Consider the following 18,375-nt stretch of genomic DNA (forward strand, 5'->3'; position numbering starts at 1 on the left):
TTAGTAATAATTAGCCTGGAAATTTCAATACTAAATATTTAGCAGGCTAACTTTATTAAGTACTTCCTTTCTTTCCATGGATGAAAGACTCATGACAGCACAAAGTAACGCTCCCGCGCCCCCCAGAGCCCCCTTCTCCTCGCACGAGCGTGGAGAAGGTAATAAAGCAGGCTCAGGAATTGGGTTAATACAAAACCCGCGATTCACCCTCGATAAAGACGTCATCTTATCGCAATCCACACGTACTGCATTGGATGAATGTCTGGCTCGCCTCCGCTTTCATCAAACTATCTATCAGCAGTGGAATTTTTCCTGTGTCGATCCGATGGGAAGAACCGCCATTCTTAATTTTTATGGTCCTCCAGGAACGGGAAAAACCCTGTGCGCTGAAGCACTGGCAGGGCAACTTCGCATGCCTTTTATTGCACTAGGTATTGCTGAGCTGGAAAGTAAGTTTATGGGGGAAACGGCTAAGAATATTCAGGCATCGTTTGCCAAAGCAAAGGAAACTGGCGCGTTACTCTTTTTTGATGAAGCCGACACGCTACTTGGCAAACGACTCTCTTCCGTCACACAGGGTGTCGACAATGAGGTAAACGCGATGCGTTCCACCTTACTGATTGAGTTGGAACGCTTTGAAGGGATTGTCGTTTTTGCCACCAATTTTGCCCGAAATTATGATGAAGCCTTTCGCAGTCGCATCGGTTATCACGTTGAATTTACCTTGCCTGATCTGCCAGCGCGTCAGCAGCTCTGGAACAAATTTTTGGTTGCGGAAATCCCCTTATCTCAGACGAGAGAAACATTGGTAGAAGCTGCCAGCGAGCTTTCCGAAGGGCTTGCCGGTCGTGAAATTCGTACTTGTCTGCGCCTTGCTCTGCCTAAAGTGTTGCTGGAAGCCGAACAGGAGAGAATCACGCCGCAACTCAGTATCAATCACTTGCGCAGTGCCATCGAACAAGTTTTGGCTTCTCATCAGGTGATTGCCACGCATTCAGGACGTACAGTGAGTGAAGTCAGCACGGCAAAAAAATTATTAGGTATTCAATAAAAACAATAGGATATAAGTATGAGATGGCTTTCAAGTTGTGTGAGCTGGGTCAGTAATACAGTCAGCTCTGTGGCAAGCACGGTTGGGCGAGTGTGGGATGGGGTTAAAGAAACAGCAGCAAAAACCATTTCCTGGATGGCTGAAAAAGCGGAGACCTTTGTAGGAAATGTAAAAAGTGTCTGGGAAAAGGTAAAACCGTTTATCAGTAATGTGATCCGCCCTATCGTGCAAAACGCAGCAAAACTGGCTGCAAAGGTGTTACCACAATTCCCATGGATTGGCGGTGCATTGCAAGCTCTTGATAAAGCGCTTGGACTGTTAGTTGAATGGGACAAAAGTGAGTTGGCTAAACGCATTAGTAAAGCCATTGAATGGGCAATAAAAAAAGCCAAACAGCTTAAAGATTTGTTCCTCACTCAGGAAGAAATGAATGAAGCTCGTGAGCATGAAGAAGCGCTACGTGAAGCCCGCAGCCAAATGCGTGGTGAAGCAGCCAGTGCCGTTGATCTCGCTAGCCTGATAACCCTCTATGCTCAACTCTCTACAAAAATTAAGGATGTGTTAGAAAACATCCAGATTAATGATTTCGAGCATTACCTCCGGCTACGCGCATCGCAGAAGCTACTGAAAGATACGGAACAACATCTGACGCGAGCACAAGATATTAATGCGATAACCGATGACGATCTGTTCCTGATTGAAACCGGTAACGAATTGCTGAATCCCAATCCCCAGCTAAGCGATGAAGCAACACAGCGCCTTGATCGCGTGGTGATGACGCGTTTCGGTAAGAAACTCATTCCTTTTGTCTTTGAAGAAATGATCATGGCCTGGGGCTATAACCTGCAAGACATGGAAAATGAGTGGAAATCGTTAAATGACGATCTCTCCAAAGAGCAGGTATTACTGCGCCGTTTACAGATCGGTCAGCGCCTCAACGATCTTCAAGAAGAAGAGGTAGGGATGCTTAGTGAGCTTGAAGCTCGCTTACCTGAGCAACAAGCCAAGATGGAAGCAAAACGTAAACATACCAATGAAATGCGCAACTATGTTTTTGCCGCAGAAGGCTTTTTGCAAATGTTAGAAAAAGAACCAGAAGCATTTGAAGGTCAGGAGTATTTGATGGAAGACAGTAGTGCCGTCGGTATGGTGATCATTGAATGTGCGCAGTTTGGTAAACGTTGGGAAGAACTTGATAGTGAGCAACAAAGTTTGATTATCGATTTTGCCAATATTTTTGAAAAAGCCAGCCGTGAACGTGCCAGTAAGTTAGTTGAGGTGGCAGCATGACATTTCATGAATTTTTCGCTTTTCTCCTGCCAGAGTTCGACATCATTCAATTGCTTTTTGGCGGAGTGATGTTGTCTCTGGTTCTTTTAACTATCGTGCAGCTTTCACGCCAGGCTAACGTCCAGTTTTGGGAAAATAAATGGCAGGGTAACGTCTCCTCAGAATCTACAGATGCATTGGATGTTGAACATGGTTCAGTGAATGAGATCAGTGAAGTTGTCGCCAGCCCAGCCGAAAAAATGGCTGATATTATGCCTGGGATTTTGCTAATTCTAGGGCTGCTGGGAACATTCCTTGGTCTCGGCATTGCGCTGAATAAGGCATCGAACATATTGATCGATGCAAATTCCGCAGGGATGGATAGCGCCATGTCCAACCTAATGGGAATGATGGAAGGACTAGGGACAAAGTTCAAAACATCGACGTGGGGGATCAGCGCATTTTTGATATTAAAGACTTGGGTTGCCGTCAAAGGTTATGACGAGAAACGCCTACGCTGGTGTACACAGAAGATGAAAACAGCGTTTGAACTATCTCGGCAGAATAAACGTATCGAACATGAACAAGCTCAGCAACGACTGCTTAATACATTACAAGAAGGATTGGATTGCTCTCGGCGTGAAGGGGAAGCAACACGCCAATCGCTACAAACGCTGCACTCTGGGCTAGAGCCTTTATTAAAGATTCTCGTAGATCAAGGCCATGAAGCATCGTTACACGATAAGAGCCGTGAAAATCACCTGGCAAAACTCAGCGATGTGTTGCAGGCCACACAGCAACAGTTAATCACAAGCAGTCAGACTCAAGCGGAGCTAAATCAGCAGCAACTGGCTGAACTAGCGACGACGCGCGAATCGTTACAACGCTTTATTGATGCCAATAGCGATAACCTTACCGCCATACAGCAATCAGCAGAGAAAATGGCTCATGCTGCGCAGGAAATGGGCGATTCAGCCGGAGACCTACAGGGTGCAATTGGTGATTTCCGTTCAGGTATTACCGATATGTTAGGAACGGTGAAAAACGATTTGGGTTCTACCATTAATCAAATGGGTGAAAGCTTTAGTCAGAATATGGATTCAATATCCACCAGTATGGCAAATGCTACGGATGGTATTTCCCATGCAGTTTCCGATCTTTCACAAAACGTTGGCACCACAATGAGCGAAGTGCGCGTTTCTATCGATCAATCGATGAAAACGCAACGCGACGCCCAGCGTGAGTTCATGATCACCAGTGAAACATTGAACGAAAAAGTGATTGCCATGACGAAGCTGGTTGATGATCTGCGTGAGCAAATTGTTAATGGGCTTACTGCGGTATCCAGCAGCAATCGGCAGGTAGCAAGCCTGAATAACCGTTATGCAGGGATGACCGAGTCTGGCGAGAAAAACGTACTCGCAATCGAAGCACTGGTAAGCCAACTGCAAGCGATGCAGAAACATAGTCCTTTGCAGCCAAGTATGGACACCATCAATGCGAGTATCATTAAACTGGTACACAATATTGAATTATTACGTGATGAGACGCTGAGCAGCGCGGATGCCTCCACGGCTCTCTCTTCGCTGGATAACCGGCTGATCGATGCCCTCAAAGAGCTGAGCGTTATTCGTGAAACCCTCTCTTCACCTGAACGAGACCGCTTAACTCAGCAAATTGAACAAAGCCTGAAACCGCTGGCCGCTACGTTACAAAGCCTTGATCAAACGCTGGTGACATTAAATACGGTCAACGACGCCGCCTAAGGGAATAACTCATGAAAGATAAACCGAATGAGTGGGTCTCCATCTCAGACCTGATGTCGGGTGTGATGGCGGTAGTGATGTTGCTGCTAGTGATGTCGGTACTACAGAAAACCTGGTCAGATATCAAGCATAAGCAAGAAATGGAACAAGGGGCCAACGCACAGCGTGCGAAAGTCGGTGAGATGCTGGGCAATATCAAAGCGTCACTTAACGGTACTGCAAATGAAGGGCTGGTGGCACTGGATGTGAACTCACAAAAAATCACCTTGCGTGACGGTGTATTTAATCGAGGGAGTGCATGCATCGCAGCGCAGGCCAATCAGGCTTTTGCCACGATCGAAACACAGGTGGTGCAGTTTCTCAACGAGTTCAGCACCGGACAGGTATTTATTGAAGGGTATACCGATAACTTACCGGTCACACGTCCGGTGACGAACTTTGAGAGCTTTTGCACAGTGTATGACGACAACTTCACGTTGTCGGCGGCTCGTGCGAGGGAAGCGCGTAAGTTTATCGTGGGCGATCTTGCCCCAGCCATTGCGCGTCGGGTGATTGTCGCTGGATACGGCGATTCTCAGCCGATCCCTGGGGTCCCGCCAGAAGATGCACGTCAGCGTCGTATAGAAGTGCGTTTCGTATTACCAGAAAAATCATAATTCATGGCTTGATAGATAAGTCAGTGGGGATGGCTATCTGGTAAGTGGCGAATTTCACTTTTAAGAAATATAAGGTTGTTTGTATGGAAATAATAAATACCACATTGGTTGATTGGCTACCCGCCTTTTTTAAGCAATGGCCGAAAGGTATTGTGAATACAGGGAAAACGCCGGAAAACAAGATCAATATCGATCCAGACCAGTTAAAACACTTTTTCAGTAACCTGGCAGAACCGCTTAAGGCGGTACAGCATCGTTCACTCTCTTTTGACCCTTGGAATATAGCAGGGCTTAAACGAAACGAGGTTCGTAATTCTGCCGTACTCGCGTGGTTACTTAACCCAGAGGGAACACATGGTTTTGGTGCGCTACCATTAAATGCGTTGTTGAAATCGATACGAACATCAGAAAATACTATTTTTCCTTCAACGTTTGAACGTTATTGCTGGGTGGATGTTGAAACCATCCCCAACGGAGATAGTAGCAATCGTGTTGATATTGAAATAGATGCTGGCAATTTCTTTTTACTGATTGAGGTAAAAATCGATGCTTACGAGCAGGATCAACAAATAGCACGTTATTGCCAGGATGCGGAGAAACGGGCGGGTGGGCGTCCTTGGGGTGTTGTTTTCTTAACACCACATGGTGATAAACCTCTCAGTGGTGACACTGAGACCAATCATTATATCTCTTGCCTTTCCTGGCGAAATTTTGCCACAAAATTAGAATCTTCAATGCAGGAACATTACCGAAACACGTTTATCGCTAAAAATATGTCACCAACGAAGCAGATGGCCGCTCATGCTGCATTTTGTTTTCTTGAACATATGCGCCAATTTTAATCAAGGATAAAAATATGACTCAATATAGTGATATCGAGCGTCAAGCGGGCGCAATGATTCTATCTCAGTTAAAAATGTTTAATGAAGCCGTTGTCGTATTTGAAAACCAAATTGATGGTGCTTTCTGGAAAGGCTTTGACCAATGTGTCGATCGATTTTTAAAGGATAATAACTGGAAGGGTGAAGCTGAATATGGGCAAAAAGAGTATTGTTGGCTAGCACCCAAGAGTTGGGAACAAATAACAGATGTACCGAAATATTTTTTTGAAACCCATAATACAACGGTTTCGGAAGTTGATTACTATTTGGCAGTAATTACCGGAGTCGGTACAGAACAAGCCAGTTTTGGTTTTCGCTTTAAGATTAATATAGAGTTGTTTGGTGGGAAACGGAAATTCACTGAGTTTGTGAAGAATATTAATCCCCTTCATCGCGAGCAACTTCGCTCTTTAGGCTTTGATGATCTGGCAAACGGTGAATTCTTTTTCCCAGTATTATTAAATGCAAACCAGCTTGCCGAATGTTGGCAAGAATATGGTTATTTCCCTGCGGATCATGAAATTTTTTCCCCGCTTAATAATGCGATGGAGAAACTTATGGACGCGGTTCCTTTTTTTGATGAGATATTTTCTTCATCATTTAAAAATAATGAATGAAAAGTGACGGTAATCCAGCAATAGTGGATGCCCCTTAAGTATGAGATAGCCTTATGAAAAGCGGGCTACACAACCGTGTTGGCAGAAGGGGAGCATATGTATACCCGTCGAGATAAATACTAACATCACGATAAATATGCTGGTAATGCCACCACCCGCGATACCGTCACATCTCCACGTGACAGTATCGCGGCCCACAAATTAGGTTGGCTGTTGATCTGGAACTGGCAGGCTTAACTGTGCAAGCTGCCCCTGAAGTAAACCGAGCTTTTGCTGGCTTTGCCGGATGGCGTTGCTTTTCTCCGTCAGATCGGAAATGACCTTTTCCATGTTCTGAATCTGCGGCGCGAAGAAAGCGAACATTTTCTCGTCCGAGCTCAAGATGTCATAGATATCTTTAAACGGATCTTTGATCATTTTACCAAGCGATTCTTTCGCCTCGCTGATTTCCCGCTCATGCTCATGCGCTTTATACGCATCCCAGAGATCGGAACCGATAGTAAATACGGCACCCGCAGGGCCAGCCCATTTAGCAATGCCTCCAGCCAGTTTGGTTGCCTGCCAAGGCTTAAACGTATAGACATAACCGGTTAATTGCCCAATGGTGTCACGCGCGGCAAAAATGGTAGTTTTGATCGTCGCTGGACTAATTTTAGACACACCTTTAAAGGCTCCGCCGAGGGATTTAAACGCACCTTCACCGAGGTTGCTTAAGAAACTTTCACTGGAGTTCAGTTGGCGGGTAATGTCGTCCGACAGACGCTGCGTCACCGCGGTAGACTGGTTAAAAAAGCGATCTACCGCTATCTTAATACGCAGGTGGAGCTTATAGCCTACGCCCTCTTCGGTATACCCTAGTTCGTCATCCATAAAGGGGCGAATATCCTCCAGTTCCAGCGGACGCAACTGGCTCATTAGCTGGTTTTCCATCAACCTTAATTCTTCATACAGTTCACCTGCCAGGCGCTTAACCTCTGTACGGCTCTGGGTGATATCGTTTCTGAAGCGTAACGCATCTTCGTCATTTTTCTCGACGAACGTATTCAGTTCGTTGAGCTGCTGTCTAGCCTGCGTTACGCGCTGGTTAACAATATCTTTCACCACATCCATGCCGGTTTTCGCCAGTAGCACCCCGGGGACATTGGTTTTCAGAATATCTGCGGCTGTATTTTTGAGATCGTTAATACGTGAACGGCTCTCATAATGCTCTGGTTTGTTAAACCAAAAAGGCAGACCGCGGCCATTCGGGTTAGAGGCAATACAGACGATATTGAGTTGATCGAGTTCCGCTGCGTTCAGGTTAGCGGCACGCTGCAATTTTCCTTTGAGATTTTCTTTTTTTATCGCCGCCTGCTCGTCAAACAGTGCCTGATCGGTCAAATCGGTGACTTCATCCATTTTGTTGATGATGAAGACGGTTGACGAAAGCTTGTTAAGATCGCGCAGTATCCATTTAGCAACGCTGCTGTGGCTCTCTTTCAACGGATTGGTAGCGTCAACAACATAAAAAATAAGATGCGCTTCGGAAATATAACGTTTAGTGAGATCTTCATACATCACCTGTTTACCGTCGATTTCACGCTCTTTGTCGCCAAATAGTCCCGGCGTATCCACTATTTCACACTGGCCAGGCAGCCCTTCCGGTTTGTAAATACTAAGCCGATCGGAAGACTCGTCCATTGAGATGTTCATATCTTCCATGATCTTACCGAGCCAGGCAGCGATAACGCTGGTTTTTCCATCGGAAAATGCCCCCAGCAGGGCGATGCGCAGAACGTCAGATTCAACGGAAGCAATAGCAGACGAGATTTTTTGCAGATCGTCGCCGACGTCCATCTCCATCTCACCAAGAGTTTCCAGCATGCCGCGCAGTTTTAGCAGCGAGCCAATTGCAGCCTGCTTCTCAATACTGAACTGTTTGAATTGTTCCATAAGGCATCTTCTCCAGTTGATTTTTTAGTTTTGTGATTCGCGTGATTTGCTCTTCGAAAATCGAAATTGGCCGCTGCAATGCCGTGTGCATCTCGTTCACTTTCTGTAGCAGGCTGCCCTGAAGCTCTTTTTCAATAGCCTCAACCAACTTGCTGGCTTCATCATCGACGCCATGTAATGCCTTATCCCTCGCACTTTCCAGCCTGTCGCGAACTTTTCCCTGAGCTTTGCGAATTTTTGAAGACTTACTGGTAAAAAATCCGACAACAGTCATGACCACGCCAACCAGCGCCCCTGCGATAGCACCGATGGCCGTACCAATGACGGGAAATGCGCTGCCGATCGTACCGCCAGTTAACGCATAACTGCCAATTTTAAAGGCCATTGAGCCGAAATCACCTAACCCAAGGTCATAGCCCAGTTCAATATCGCTGCCAAAATCGAACCCACCATGACGATCAAAACTGACGCGTTGCTGAAACTCGACATGCTTAATATCTTCCAGCAGACGAGTAACCGCCTGAAGCATCTGCTCCTGCAACGCCTTAACCCCCTCCTCGGTATCCTCCAGCATCAGTTGTTCGACGTGGGTACGTCGCGTTTTAAATTCCTGATTAATACGCCGGGAGATCGCATCGCTATCACCAAAATCGTCTTCAACAATATCGTCGCTTTTATCCATCAACTCATTAAAAAAGGTGTTCCAACGGTTACGACGATTGTTCACAATTCGGCGCTCAAACGTGGCAATCGCGTTTCTGAACGCTACATGGCATTTTTCAAATTCCGGTTCTGTATTTTTCAGGAACGCTCGATGGCTGGCGAGTTGTTCCACGAGAACCTGCAAATACTGGCCAAGCGACTCACGCACTTTACCTTTGTTGCTCTCGACAATATCTTCTCGAAAGGTGGCAACCTTACCTCTAATAACGTGCGCAACCGCGTTCACCTGGCTGAAATCCAACATCTCTTGACGGCTGGGGAAATGCTTAAAATAGCGCTTCTGCTGTGCAGCGAGATTATGATCCCGAGAGGGATGAATGGTGGTACTCAGCGTAACGTCATCATAAGCCAGCGCGGAGAAAGCCATCAGCCCCTGGACACAATTTCCGGGCAGCAGCACGTCCGGCCCCAACACTGGCGCAAGCACGCCAAGGGTTTGTTGCAACGCTTCTCCAGCTCCGCCCTGTTGCGTGAGATCCTGTCGATCCTCCTCAAACTCATAGGCATCGGCAAAACCGCGTACGTTTACAAGCGGATAAACCTGCGTGCCGTATTCAAGGTAGGACTTTATCTTTTCGGCGGTGGCCGTTTCCGGCTTTTTGTTGGTCCCATTGACGTAAACCACCATGTGCGCTTCAGCAATGGCTTCTTTTACTTGATGCACATAGCGCGATTCATTCCCCTCAATGCCCGGCACGTCTACCAGTTGAAAGGTTTTATCGTCAATATGTAAGGTATAACGAGTATTCCCTTTGGTAAAATCTGCCTCGCCAGTACCAATAATTAACCCATCTACTCGATTTGCCGTGTTTTTTAATTTCTCGGCCTTAATGACCGACTGAATAAGGCGCGACAGGTTTTTTTCCAGTACACCTTGAATATTGAGCGATGATTTCCTTTCCATTTGCCTGGAGGTGGCAGCATTTTCAGCAATATCATCCTGAAGGTACAATGCATCGCTCATTCTCATTGCCCCGCCAGCATGTTAACCAATATCACCGCGCCAGAACCGATAGCAAGGCCAGCAATCGCAGTCATAAGCAGCGTTAAACGAGCTTTTGCACTGGTTTGTCTCTGCAAAATGTTCAAGCGCGATTGGCTCTCATTTTGTTCAAGTTGCAGACGCGCTTTACTCTCCTCGCCTTCTATTTTCAGACGCAGGGTACTTTCATTGTCGATTATTTGCGTTAGACGCATTACGGAGAAACTGATATCGGTGATTTTACTCACTACATCGGAATAAACCTCCCCTAAATTAGAACGCAACTGCTCTAAGGTTTCACGTAGTTCCTGCTCGGCTTTATCCAGGTCGTTGTGGTTTTTTTGCAGTAACTGTCGGCGGGATTCTTCATCAAATAAAATACGAAGGGACTCGATAATCGTGCTTTTACCTGCATTGGTTTCGCCAAAGAACGCAAGGGTGAACTTATCCCACTCGGCATGTTTTTCTAAATAAGATAGTTTCTGATTGAAATTCTCCTGCAAAATTTGCAGTTTCTCAGTCATTGCGTTCATGTGCTGTTTACCGTCTTCATTCTCAACATTAAGCTTGGCAATATCGGCCAGCGTTTGCTGAATATTTCGTGAAACATCGGTATAGAGGCGGTTAAAGTCTTCTGCAGTATTCATTTTTTCTCTCATTAGCGTAAAACAGTGGTCGGTTCACTTTCAGCATGAGTTGCCGCACGCGCACAGAAGTCAGTACTGAACGCCTCCTTCAGCGAAATCGGGGACAATATGCGAATATCGGGTAACCAGTAGCGTAGCCAGCGAAATAGTGTGTGCTTATCGCTAATCTCGGTGATAAGCGTCAGACTTCCGTCCGGGTGAATTTGCACGACGCGCTGCTCAGGGAAAAGTGGGCGTCGGGTGACATACGTGGCTGCATGAGCGGAAACCCACAACGTGGCTTCAAGACGCTTGCCAAAGCGAATGCCGATGGTTTCATTGAGTTCCTGTATCACTGCAGGGTTCGTACAAAAAGATTTATCCGTCACAGTTGGTCGTTCAATGCGAGCCAGCTCGAACGCTTTCAGGAGCCCCTCATCTACTGCGGCTAGGTACCATAGCCCATAGTGGTTAATCAGGCGGTAGGGTTGAATGACACGGGATTTACCGCGATAGTCGCAGGTTATTGTGTGGCAGGCGGTAATGGCTTTATCAAGCGTATTCATTAGTTCGCCAAACTGGCGATTATCCCGGCCTCCTGCCCCGTGAATAGTGATATTTTCGCCTTTTTTCATTTGGTTACGTAGCGATCGCCCATCGTTATGAGGAAAGAGGTGGGCAACGCCAGCAAAGCTGGCAAACTCGGCGAGGTGGCCAGTATGCAATGCGGGAAGCAAATGTCCGCTGAGTTTGTAGCGCCCGACTGAGACTTCCTCCAAAAGATGCGACAACCTGGCTAAATCACGGTACGCCGTGCGCTCCGTTACACCAAATTTCTCACAGAGCCATGATCTATCGATCACCTTTCCCTGATATAAAGCACCAAACGTTTCACACAGACGTTCGATAAGTAGCTCGTATTTTTTGCTCGTGTTGTCTTTCATTATTTGTCCAAGAAAAAGCCGTCTCAAAAGACATTAACAAGCGTCACAGGGGGTTATTTTTCCACTGCTCAATTTTTTCAAATTTATTGCCAGTAATAGTTAACGGCTAAAAAATCGGAAACTAAAATCTTAACGCCTACAAATTCCGACGTCTGACCAGAAATATAATATCACTCACTGACAGCTTGTGTCAGATAGGGAAAATTATACCGCCACAGGAAAAATAATTGATCTGATGACGACAAGCCAACGTGCACTGCAAGCACATACTAGAGTTTATCTTTTGGCTTGGCAGTCTCGACCTGTCTGGCATTGAGCTTCATCTGGGGGTATCTCCTTTAGACCGAACAGCGAATACCCCCATTGATACCCCCAACTCAGTGTAGATTTCTGTGAACGTGAGTAGACGAGCAGAGACAATAAGGGCCATGAAACCGCGTATTATAAGGGTTTAAAGGATGTTTGAGTAGACTTAGGGAGACGTTAAAATAGGTAGGATGGTGCCGATAATAGGAGTCGAACCTACGACCTTCGCATTACGAACTCAATAGACTGATGTTTCCCTCTGTTTTCCCTGTTTAAATATTGATATTTTATTTTTTAAAATCAAATAATTAATCAATATTTAGGTTTCCACTCGTTCGCTGTCGTTTCCCCTGATATCATGCTAAGTGTGTACCCGAGAGTGTACCCCAGAAAGGACCTATTATGGCAATCATCATCACTCAGGATCGACAGTTAGCATCCCTTTCAGTCACTGAAGAAGAAAAAGAAAATGTTGTCTCAGTCAAATCAAAAGCGGGCGGAGGCCTCTACATTCGTGTTCGTCATGGCAGCGAAAGTAAAAGCTGGATCTATCGTTACAGGATCGCTCAAAAGCAAATCAAGCTGACATTGGGTAGCTACCCAGCTATGGGTCTGGCTCAGGCTCGCCAAGCCCATGCTGAAGCCGCTGAGTTAGTAAAAAAAGGCATTGATCCCCGTTACGCCAGAAAAAATGAGAAGCAGCAAAACGAGAAAATGCCTATATTCGCTGACTTGTGGCAAAACTGGTTGGCATTCAGAGCAGAGAGCAAACCCATCAGTACTCGTACCATTACCGACTATGAAGGCACCTATCGCCGCCATCTTGAAAAAGCGTTGGGTAATATGCGTGTTAACGATCTTTCACGTTCTGTCATTTTCGAGCATCTCAGTCGCGTGAGAAAGGACAGTGTAGAAGGGGTTCGCAAAGGGCTAATCATCCTGAATCTGACCCTTGATCATGCCACGTTGCAAGGACTAATTGAGCACAACCCCGCTCGTTTGCTCAAACCGGCCATGTTTGGTGCATCAATGGGTAAACCGCGTGAGCGTTGGTTACCGCAAGATGAACTCCATATGCTTTGGAAAGCGCTGAATGAAGCCTCTGTTGGCGGAGGTTCCGTTGCTGCGGGTGGTCGCGGGATAGCATCCAGCGTGGTGATGTCATTATCAGTGGCGAATGCACTTCGTCTGATTATATTCACCGGTGTTCGTCGGTCAGAAGCAGCAGAAATGCGCTGGGATCAAATCAACGGTGATCGTTGGACTATTCCAGCTACAAAAAATGGCAAAAGTCATATTGTCACACTACATCCCCGCGCCCTATCCCTCATTCAAGAACAGCGCGTGATCGCTGAAGGGGCTTATGTTTTCGGCTCCACCAGCAAGCCCGGATTTCCTATCACCGGTGATGCATTGACGCGTGCTCTGGAGCGAGTGAGATCTAAATATCTCGCGGAACTTGCGCCCTTCTCTCCCCATGACTTACGTCGCAGCGTTGCCACGGGCTGTGCGGAATATCTGGATGCACCAGAGCGCCTGATCGAACTTCTGCTGAATCACGTTCCTAAAGATCGATTAATCCGTACTTATCAAGTTGGGCAACAAGCGGACAAACTGAAAAAGCTATTTCTACGCTGGGGTGATTTTATTCAACAGGAAATCATTAACATACCCGCATCAATGCCAGATAATGTCGTTAAAGTTCAGTTCGGTGGTAAGTAAAAAAATAAGGACGCACGGCTCTTAGTTCCTTGAACAGCAAGAGCCATGCGAGTATTTAAGCAAAGACTAAATCTAAGCAACGGTAGAGGTTAACCACCCCTTGCGATGCAACGTATCTACCGCTAAGGATATCTGACGCGGTGTAAACTGCCGCTTTCTCTCATTCCAGGCATAGATAAAATCAGTAACGTCTTCAGGGGACGTCAATGATTCATATTGCATTGTCCAGTGAACCGTTGAAAGTAGTTCCAGACCAAAAGGCGACTCAAAACCTTCCACCAAATCCGAGACTTTCTGAAAGCGGCGGTAAGTCTCTTCCTGCTGTTCAAGAAACGTTTTTGCCTCTTCTGCCACGCCGGGAACCAGCGAGAGCTGCTTATCAGGCATATCACCGCCATCTGAATACCCAGAGATCATATGCCCTTCAATCGCGTTAAGCACATGCCGAAGGTTTTCCGCATAAGGCCCATAATGTGCTTTCTGGTATTTAAGGCGTAACGGTTCTCCAGATTCCTGCATGAAATACATCAGCTTATGTAATTCGAGCAAAGAGATGAACGGATCTAACAATCCATTAAGATAACGCTGCATCAGTTCAACCAATGCAGCCCGCCCTGCCGTCATCTTTGGCACTTCTGTTTTATGAACCATACGTTCCGATGACGGTGCGCCGCTGGGATCGTAAATCGCAATCTGTACGGATTCAAGCGGTTGAACCGCTGACTCAATCAAGGGCTTAACATCTTGCCAGTCCAGACCGCCTAAGCCACTCCCCAATGGAGGGATGGCAATAGAGCGAATATCATGTTGTCGGATCACTGCGACCAGATCGTCCAACCCGGCAATGATATCTTCAAGGCGACTTTTTCCTTTCCAGTGACGTTTGGTCGGAAAGTTAATGATATAACGCGGGTTGGTTAACTGCCCGGTCTCAAAGACGAACATTTTGCCAGGCACCACTTGTTCTGCTTTGCAAGAGGCCGCATAGGCTTTGAAGTTATCCGGGTAGGCATTTTTAAATTGCAATGCAATGCCCCGCCCCATTACGCCGACGCAATTCACGGTATTGATGATGGCCTCAGTCTCTGCCTGGAGGATGTCACCCTGTCTGTATTCAATCATTATGAAATCCTCATCAGTAGTACCATTCTCGTTTCACCTCAACAGGGGGACGGTGCCCGCCAAGCGGGATCATGTTAGCAACCTGCTGATAAATCAAAGGTGAATGAACACCGATGCGCTCAATTAAATGCCAGGGGAAACAGCGCTCAATTAAAAATTCAGCCTGTTTCGCCTCTTTAGTTCCATTGCCACCGCTCCACTGATTACTTTGTATCGCGTCCCAATTCAACTCTCCAAGTTGGGATTGTTGACAACGATCTTCGAAGTAAAGTGAACCGGCATTAGATAACGTAAACGCCCAGCGTTGACGATGTTGCTCCGCCCATGCCATGGTTGTATAGAGGTCAGCTTCAAGATGCAAAATAGGCTCTTGACCACCACGGTATGCCAACTCTGGATGATTGGACCTGTATATCAGGTATAGCATGACAGAGCGGGGACAAAAATAAAAAGGCACACATTGTCCCACATACAGATTGGGATGGTTTGTGAGCGTCAACTCATGGAGCCGACGCTGTTTAATGCTACTCATACCTATCATTGTACCGGCACCATGACGAACCGAGATTTGCTCGTCAGACAACAACCCTTCGGCAATGATCGAACGAAGTCGATCAATGTGAAGGATGTGGTAAATCTTGGGACGTTCAGGGATCGGCATACAAACCAGCTCCTTTTAGCAATCCAATGCTAATCTGCCGCAATAATAACAAATTTTGGGGGAGGAAATAGGCATGAATACCACGCTTACCAGAAAGGCAGTGACTACCTTGCCGCCAACATCCCTGGATAATGTTTGGCAATAATATCGTTCATCTGATCGATCAGGTCAGGGCGTTTAAAGGTGAGATGCCCGGTGCCTTTCTGAAAGTAACGCACACTAAAATAGTCATCTTCATATTCCTGCTGATGGGGATTATCGCGGATATGGTCCATCAACCGGATGGTAACATCGCCTCGATTGTCGGGGATCGATTTACCATCCAGCAGGTACAGCATTCTTTCCAAATCAGCTAGTTGATCGCGTCGCCAGCCCCAGTTCAGACCAAAACCCCAACGGTTGTAGGTCACCAGATTGCTGATGATGATTTTCTTGCCGAAGTAACAAGGGTGATTGGTTTTGTAATCCCACGATAGCCCTTTAAACACATTGATCACCCCGCGCTCGAATACCTCCCTCTTGCTCTGGTGAAGTTGCTCAAATGTACTGAGGATATTGGCTTCGCTGATTGCCGGTAGCTCACCCTCATCCAGATTCTTGTGCCACTGGCTGCGGGCTTCAGCGTCCATCAGCGACAGCATGCCGGATTTCAGCATCAGATCACGCCAGATATTGCGATCCAACGTGCGTGTGATGGCGGGCATCGCCTTGTCAGGCGTTTCTGTTAGCCAGCAATCGTAACGGTGCCCTTGTTTTAATGCCCAGTCCTCAGCGGTGCCGCCGCCGATAGTCGCCGTGAGTGTTGAAATCGCCTGTAACTGTTTGAGGTGTTGTTCTATCTGTTGCAGCGCGGTATCACGTCCGGTGACGATGCGTTCGATATCGGTCGAGCAAATCAGTTCGGTGTGTTCGGTTAACACCTCAGGTTCAGTTTGCATCATTTATAGTCCATAGATAAAAGCAAATGCGCCAGCCGGTAAGGGCTGGCGCATTATGCATTGGGGAGAAAGATAAACAGGTTTGGTGCGATGTGACTGGAAAGCAGCTCGCAATCTTTATGCTTTGAGCAAGCCGGTAGCACGTCTGGCGCGAAGGATATCGACAGTAGTGAGAAACGGTGATTGCTCCTGCCAGTTAAAACCGTTGCGATCGATACGTACCAGTTCGTAACGCTCTACCAGGAAATTCACGGCATTGACCAACGTGACGCCAGCATCGATATGCGCTTGAATCACGTTTTCCTCGCAGAACGGTGTGTCATTGAGCGTGAGTCCGTAGTGCTTTTCCAGCAGATAGGTCAGCAGTTGCTGCCAGACGGCTATGGGTAACGGGCAGGATTGTTCCTCCCGAGGCGGGATTGCAGGTGATGTTTGCATGGGAATACACTCTACAGGTTAAGTCGATAAAATCAGGGAAATGTTCAGGATAGAGAAAGGATCGTTGTTTATTCTGTTGCCGCAGAAGGGGGATAAATAACAATATATACGTAGCCAACGCTGCCCAGTGTATCGGCTTCACAGGTCCATTCGTTGCAATGCAACGTGACACAACCCTGCTGGCGAGGATTTAGCTCACCCGTTCTCATTTTTTATTCCAACTGTTTAATCAACTCAGGGAAACAGCTTTCCAAACTACGGGCTTCTGTTTTGCTGAACGCACCGACAACGCTGGCCCGGTCTGCCAGATAATGCAGACGGTTACCTTCCTGCACCAGTCTGGCTCCGAATCGCGGCGTAACGGAACATTTTAATCCCCATTCCGGGGTATCCGATGATTGCATAATGGTTTCCTTATAAAAACGCGGTGGTCAATGCGGTCATCACAGCCAGCCGCGTTCAGCGAACGACACTACCTCAGCGCCGCCGACAACCAGATGATCGAGGACTCTGACGTCGAGTTGTGACAGTGAGTCCTTCAGCTTGTCGGTGATATGGCGGTCAGCCTGACTCGGCTCGGCACAGCCGGAAGGATGATTGTGTGCCAGTATCACGGCGGCGGCGTTATGACGTAGTGAAGCTTTGAGGATTTCACGCGGATGCACTTCGGTGCTGTTGATGCCACCCAGCGCGATAATTTCCTTTTCTATCAGGCGATGCTGGTTATCCAGATACAGCACCATAAAGACCTCGCGCTCCAGGCTACTGAGCTCTAGCATTAACCAGCTTTTGGTGTCCTCCGAGGTTTTGAACTGCCGCGCATTTTTACGCACGCGCTTTTCCAACAGGCACAACGCCATCTGAATGATGCGCTGTTCTCGACTTGGCATTGGTGGGGAAGATAAAAGGGATGACATGATATTGATTCCTTAATAAATAAAACGCCCCCGCTGCGTGAGCAACAGGGGCGGGAATGGACTAACGTTGAGTAGTTAACGCTATCACTAGCGTCGGGAAAACCAGCGCAGTACTTTGGCGAATACGGTTACACCGATAAACAGTCCTATCGGGATACCCAGAAACGGTGTCAGCACCACGCTGGCAACGCCTGCGGTTCCGCTGCCGGTGAGCAATCCTGCAACGGTGGCGATAACCAGACCAATTAGGCTGTCCGAAATGCCGGTTTTACTTAACACAATGACAACCACGACAATAACGATGATGGCAATAATGGGCATGGGTTACCTCTCCCGATTATTCCCGGTGTGTTGTGACGCACGACGCGATATCAGCCAGCACCTTCTGTACGTTTTTCTGCCTGGGCTCCCAAGTTCCTACATGTCGGTCATTAAGATAAACGTCAAACTGCGTTGCGCTGCCAATCGCCTCAATAAACGCGAACCAGGCATTATCGGCATTGCGCCATCCTAACGAGGACGGAATACCGTACTGCTGGTCATCAATAACGACGACGATAGACACCTCGGTGGAAAAATGGGAATCGACACCCTGACCACCTACGGGGGACACCGCCACGCTGTGTTGCAGCGTGTTGTCTTCGTCAGGGTTGCCGGTGCAGTTAACGGTAAAGACACTGCCTGCGGTATTGGCTATCCGATATTCGGTGACACCCTGACCAGAATCGGCACTCCACAGGTTCGGTACGGCCTGTGCGGATAACGGCAACAACAGTGCGCCAGCGAGCAGAAGTGAATGAATGTGTTTCATGCGGGTTCCTCTG

The 18,375-nt window shown here is 47.2% G+C and carries 18 protein-coding genes and 1 pseudogene; 7 read left to right on the top strand and 12 right to left on the bottom strand.

Features of this window, described 5'->3' with window-relative positions; translation table 11 throughout:
• Window positions 1-91: 91 nt before the first annotated feature.
• The 6 genes from A6301_RS05295 (at window position 92) to A6301_RS05320 (ending at window position 6,240) form a co-directional block, all read left to right on the top strand.
• Complete coding sequence (locus A6301_RS05295) at window positions 92-1,051, top strand: ATP-binding protein (protein ID WP_205540100.1); 960 nt, start codon at window positions 92-94, stop codon at window positions 1,049-1,051.
• 18 nt (window positions 1,052-1,069) lie between these two features.
• The gene (locus tag A6301_RS05300; protein ID WP_234257276.1) at window positions 1,070-2,341 is read left to right on the top strand and encodes a hypothetical protein; all 1,272 of its coding nucleotides are present in this window, start codon (window positions 1,070-1,072) and stop codon (window positions 2,339-2,341) included.
• Window positions 2,338-4,086: a hypothetical protein gene (locus A6301_RS05305; protein WP_234257277.1), complete on the top strand. Its 1,749-nt coding sequence runs from the start codon at window positions 2,338-2,340 to the stop codon at window positions 4,084-4,086. The genes A6301_RS05300 and A6301_RS05305 overlap by 4 nt, the downstream gene beginning before the upstream one ends.
• A gap of 11 nt (window positions 4,087-4,097) precedes the next feature.
• On the top strand, window positions 4,098-4,742 hold the full coding sequence (locus tag A6301_RS05310) for an OmpA family protein (RefSeq protein ID WP_107169132.1): 645 nt from the start codon (window positions 4,098-4,100) through the stop codon (window positions 4,740-4,742).
• 83 nt (window positions 4,743-4,825) lie between these two features.
• The gene (locus A6301_RS05315) at window positions 4,826-5,584 is read left to right on the top strand and encodes a PD-(D/E)XK nuclease family protein (protein ID WP_205540103.1); all 759 of its coding nucleotides are present in this window, start codon (window positions 4,826-4,828) and stop codon (window positions 5,582-5,584) included.
• Window positions 5,585-5,598: 14 nt separating this feature from the next.
• The gene (locus A6301_RS05320) at window positions 5,599-6,240 is read left to right on the top strand and encodes a hypothetical protein (RefSeq protein WP_234257278.1); all 642 of its coding nucleotides are present in this window, start codon (window positions 5,599-5,601) and stop codon (window positions 6,238-6,240) included.
• A gap of 201 nt (window positions 6,241-6,441) precedes the next feature.
• Here A6301_RS05320 and A6301_RS05325 read toward each other — a convergent pair whose 3' ends face one another.
• Genes A6301_RS05325 through A6301_RS05340 form a run of 4 tightly spaced genes read right to left on the bottom strand, consistent with a single transcriptional unit; the run spans window position 6,442 to window position 11,447 of the window.
• On the bottom strand, window positions 6,442-8,172 hold the full coding sequence (locus tag A6301_RS05325; protein ID WP_107169129.1) for a LeoA/HP0731 family dynamin-like GTPase: 1,731 nt from the start codon (window positions 8,170-8,172) through the stop codon (window positions 6,442-6,444).
• Entirely contained in the window at window positions 8,144-9,859 is a 1,716-nt protein-coding gene (locus A6301_RS05330; protein ID WP_234257279.1) for a DUF1269 domain-containing protein, read from the bottom strand. Before A6301_RS05330 ends, A6301_RS05325 begins: the two co-directional genes overlap by 29 nt.
• A gap of 2 nt (window positions 9,860-9,861) precedes the next feature.
• Complete coding sequence (locus tag A6301_RS05335; protein ID WP_233671789.1) at window positions 9,862-10,524, bottom strand: ATP-binding protein; 663 nt, start codon at window positions 10,522-10,524, stop codon at window positions 9,862-9,864.
• A gap of 11 nt (window positions 10,525-10,535) precedes the next feature.
• Window positions 10,536-11,447, bottom strand: a complete 912-nt coding sequence (locus tag A6301_RS05340; RefSeq protein WP_205540105.1) for a YafY family protein — start codon at window positions 11,445-11,447, stop codon at window positions 10,536-10,538.
• Window positions 11,448-12,155: 708 nt separating this feature from the next.
• On the opposite strand from A6301_RS05340, the gene A6301_RS05345 reads away from it, so the two are divergent.
• Window positions 12,156-13,475 (top strand): site-specific integrase, encoded by a 1,320-nt coding sequence (locus A6301_RS05345; RefSeq protein WP_234257280.1) that lies wholly within the window; start codon window positions 12,156-12,158, stop codon window positions 13,473-13,475.
• 72 nt (window positions 13,476-13,547) lie between these two features.
• Here A6301_RS05345 and A6301_RS05350 read toward each other — a convergent pair whose 3' ends face one another.
• The 8 genes and pseudogenes from A6301_RS05350 to A6301_RS05385 form a co-directional block, all read right to left on the bottom strand.
• A complete protein-coding gene (locus tag A6301_RS05350; protein WP_234257281.1) occupies window positions 13,548-14,597 on the bottom strand; it encodes a macro domain-containing protein in 1,050 nt (349 codons plus the stop codon).
• Between the two features lie 13 nt (window positions 14,598-14,610).
• Window positions 14,611-15,258 (bottom strand): DUF4433 domain-containing protein, encoded by a 648-nt coding sequence (locus A6301_RS05355; protein WP_233979879.1) that lies wholly within the window; start codon window positions 15,256-15,258, stop codon window positions 14,611-14,613.
• 104 nt (window positions 15,259-15,362) lie between these two features.
• A complete protein-coding gene (locus A6301_RS05360; protein ID WP_233979891.1) occupies window positions 15,363-16,196 on the bottom strand; it encodes a DUF4942 domain-containing protein in 834 nt (277 codons plus the stop codon).
• 117 nt (window positions 16,197-16,313) lie between these two features.
• On the bottom strand, window positions 16,314-16,634 hold the full coding sequence (locus A6301_RS05365; protein WP_233979878.1) for a TA system toxin CbtA family protein: 321 nt from the start codon (window positions 16,632-16,634) through the stop codon (window positions 16,314-16,316).
• Window positions 16,635-16,702: 68 nt separating this feature from the next.
• Window positions 16,703-17,038, bottom strand: a pseudogene (locus A6301_RS05370) (type IV toxin-antitoxin system YeeU family antitoxin).
• A gap of 39 nt (window positions 17,039-17,077) precedes the next feature.
• Window positions 17,078-17,551 (bottom strand): DNA repair protein RadC, encoded by a 474-nt coding sequence (gene radC / locus A6301_RS05375; RefSeq protein WP_233979876.1) that lies wholly within the window; start codon window positions 17,549-17,551, stop codon window positions 17,078-17,080.
• Between the two features lie 87 nt (window positions 17,552-17,638).
• Window positions 17,639-17,872, bottom strand: coding sequence for a membrane protein (locus A6301_RS05380; RefSeq protein ID WP_039494636.1), 234 nt, complete (start codon window positions 17,870-17,872; stop codon window positions 17,639-17,641).
• Window positions 17,873-17,888: 16 nt separating this feature from the next.
• On the bottom strand, window positions 17,889-18,362 hold the full coding sequence (locus A6301_RS05385; RefSeq protein ID WP_233979874.1) for a hypothetical protein: 474 nt from the start codon (window positions 18,360-18,362) through the stop codon (window positions 17,889-17,891).
• Window positions 18,363-18,375 lie beyond the last annotated feature (13 nt).

Origin of the sequence: Pectobacterium sp. IFB5596, from assembly GCF_021432585.1 — a bacterium.
Classification (GTDB): Bacteria; Pseudomonadota; Gammaproteobacteria; order Enterobacterales; family Enterobacteriaceae; genus Pectobacterium; species Pectobacterium punjabense.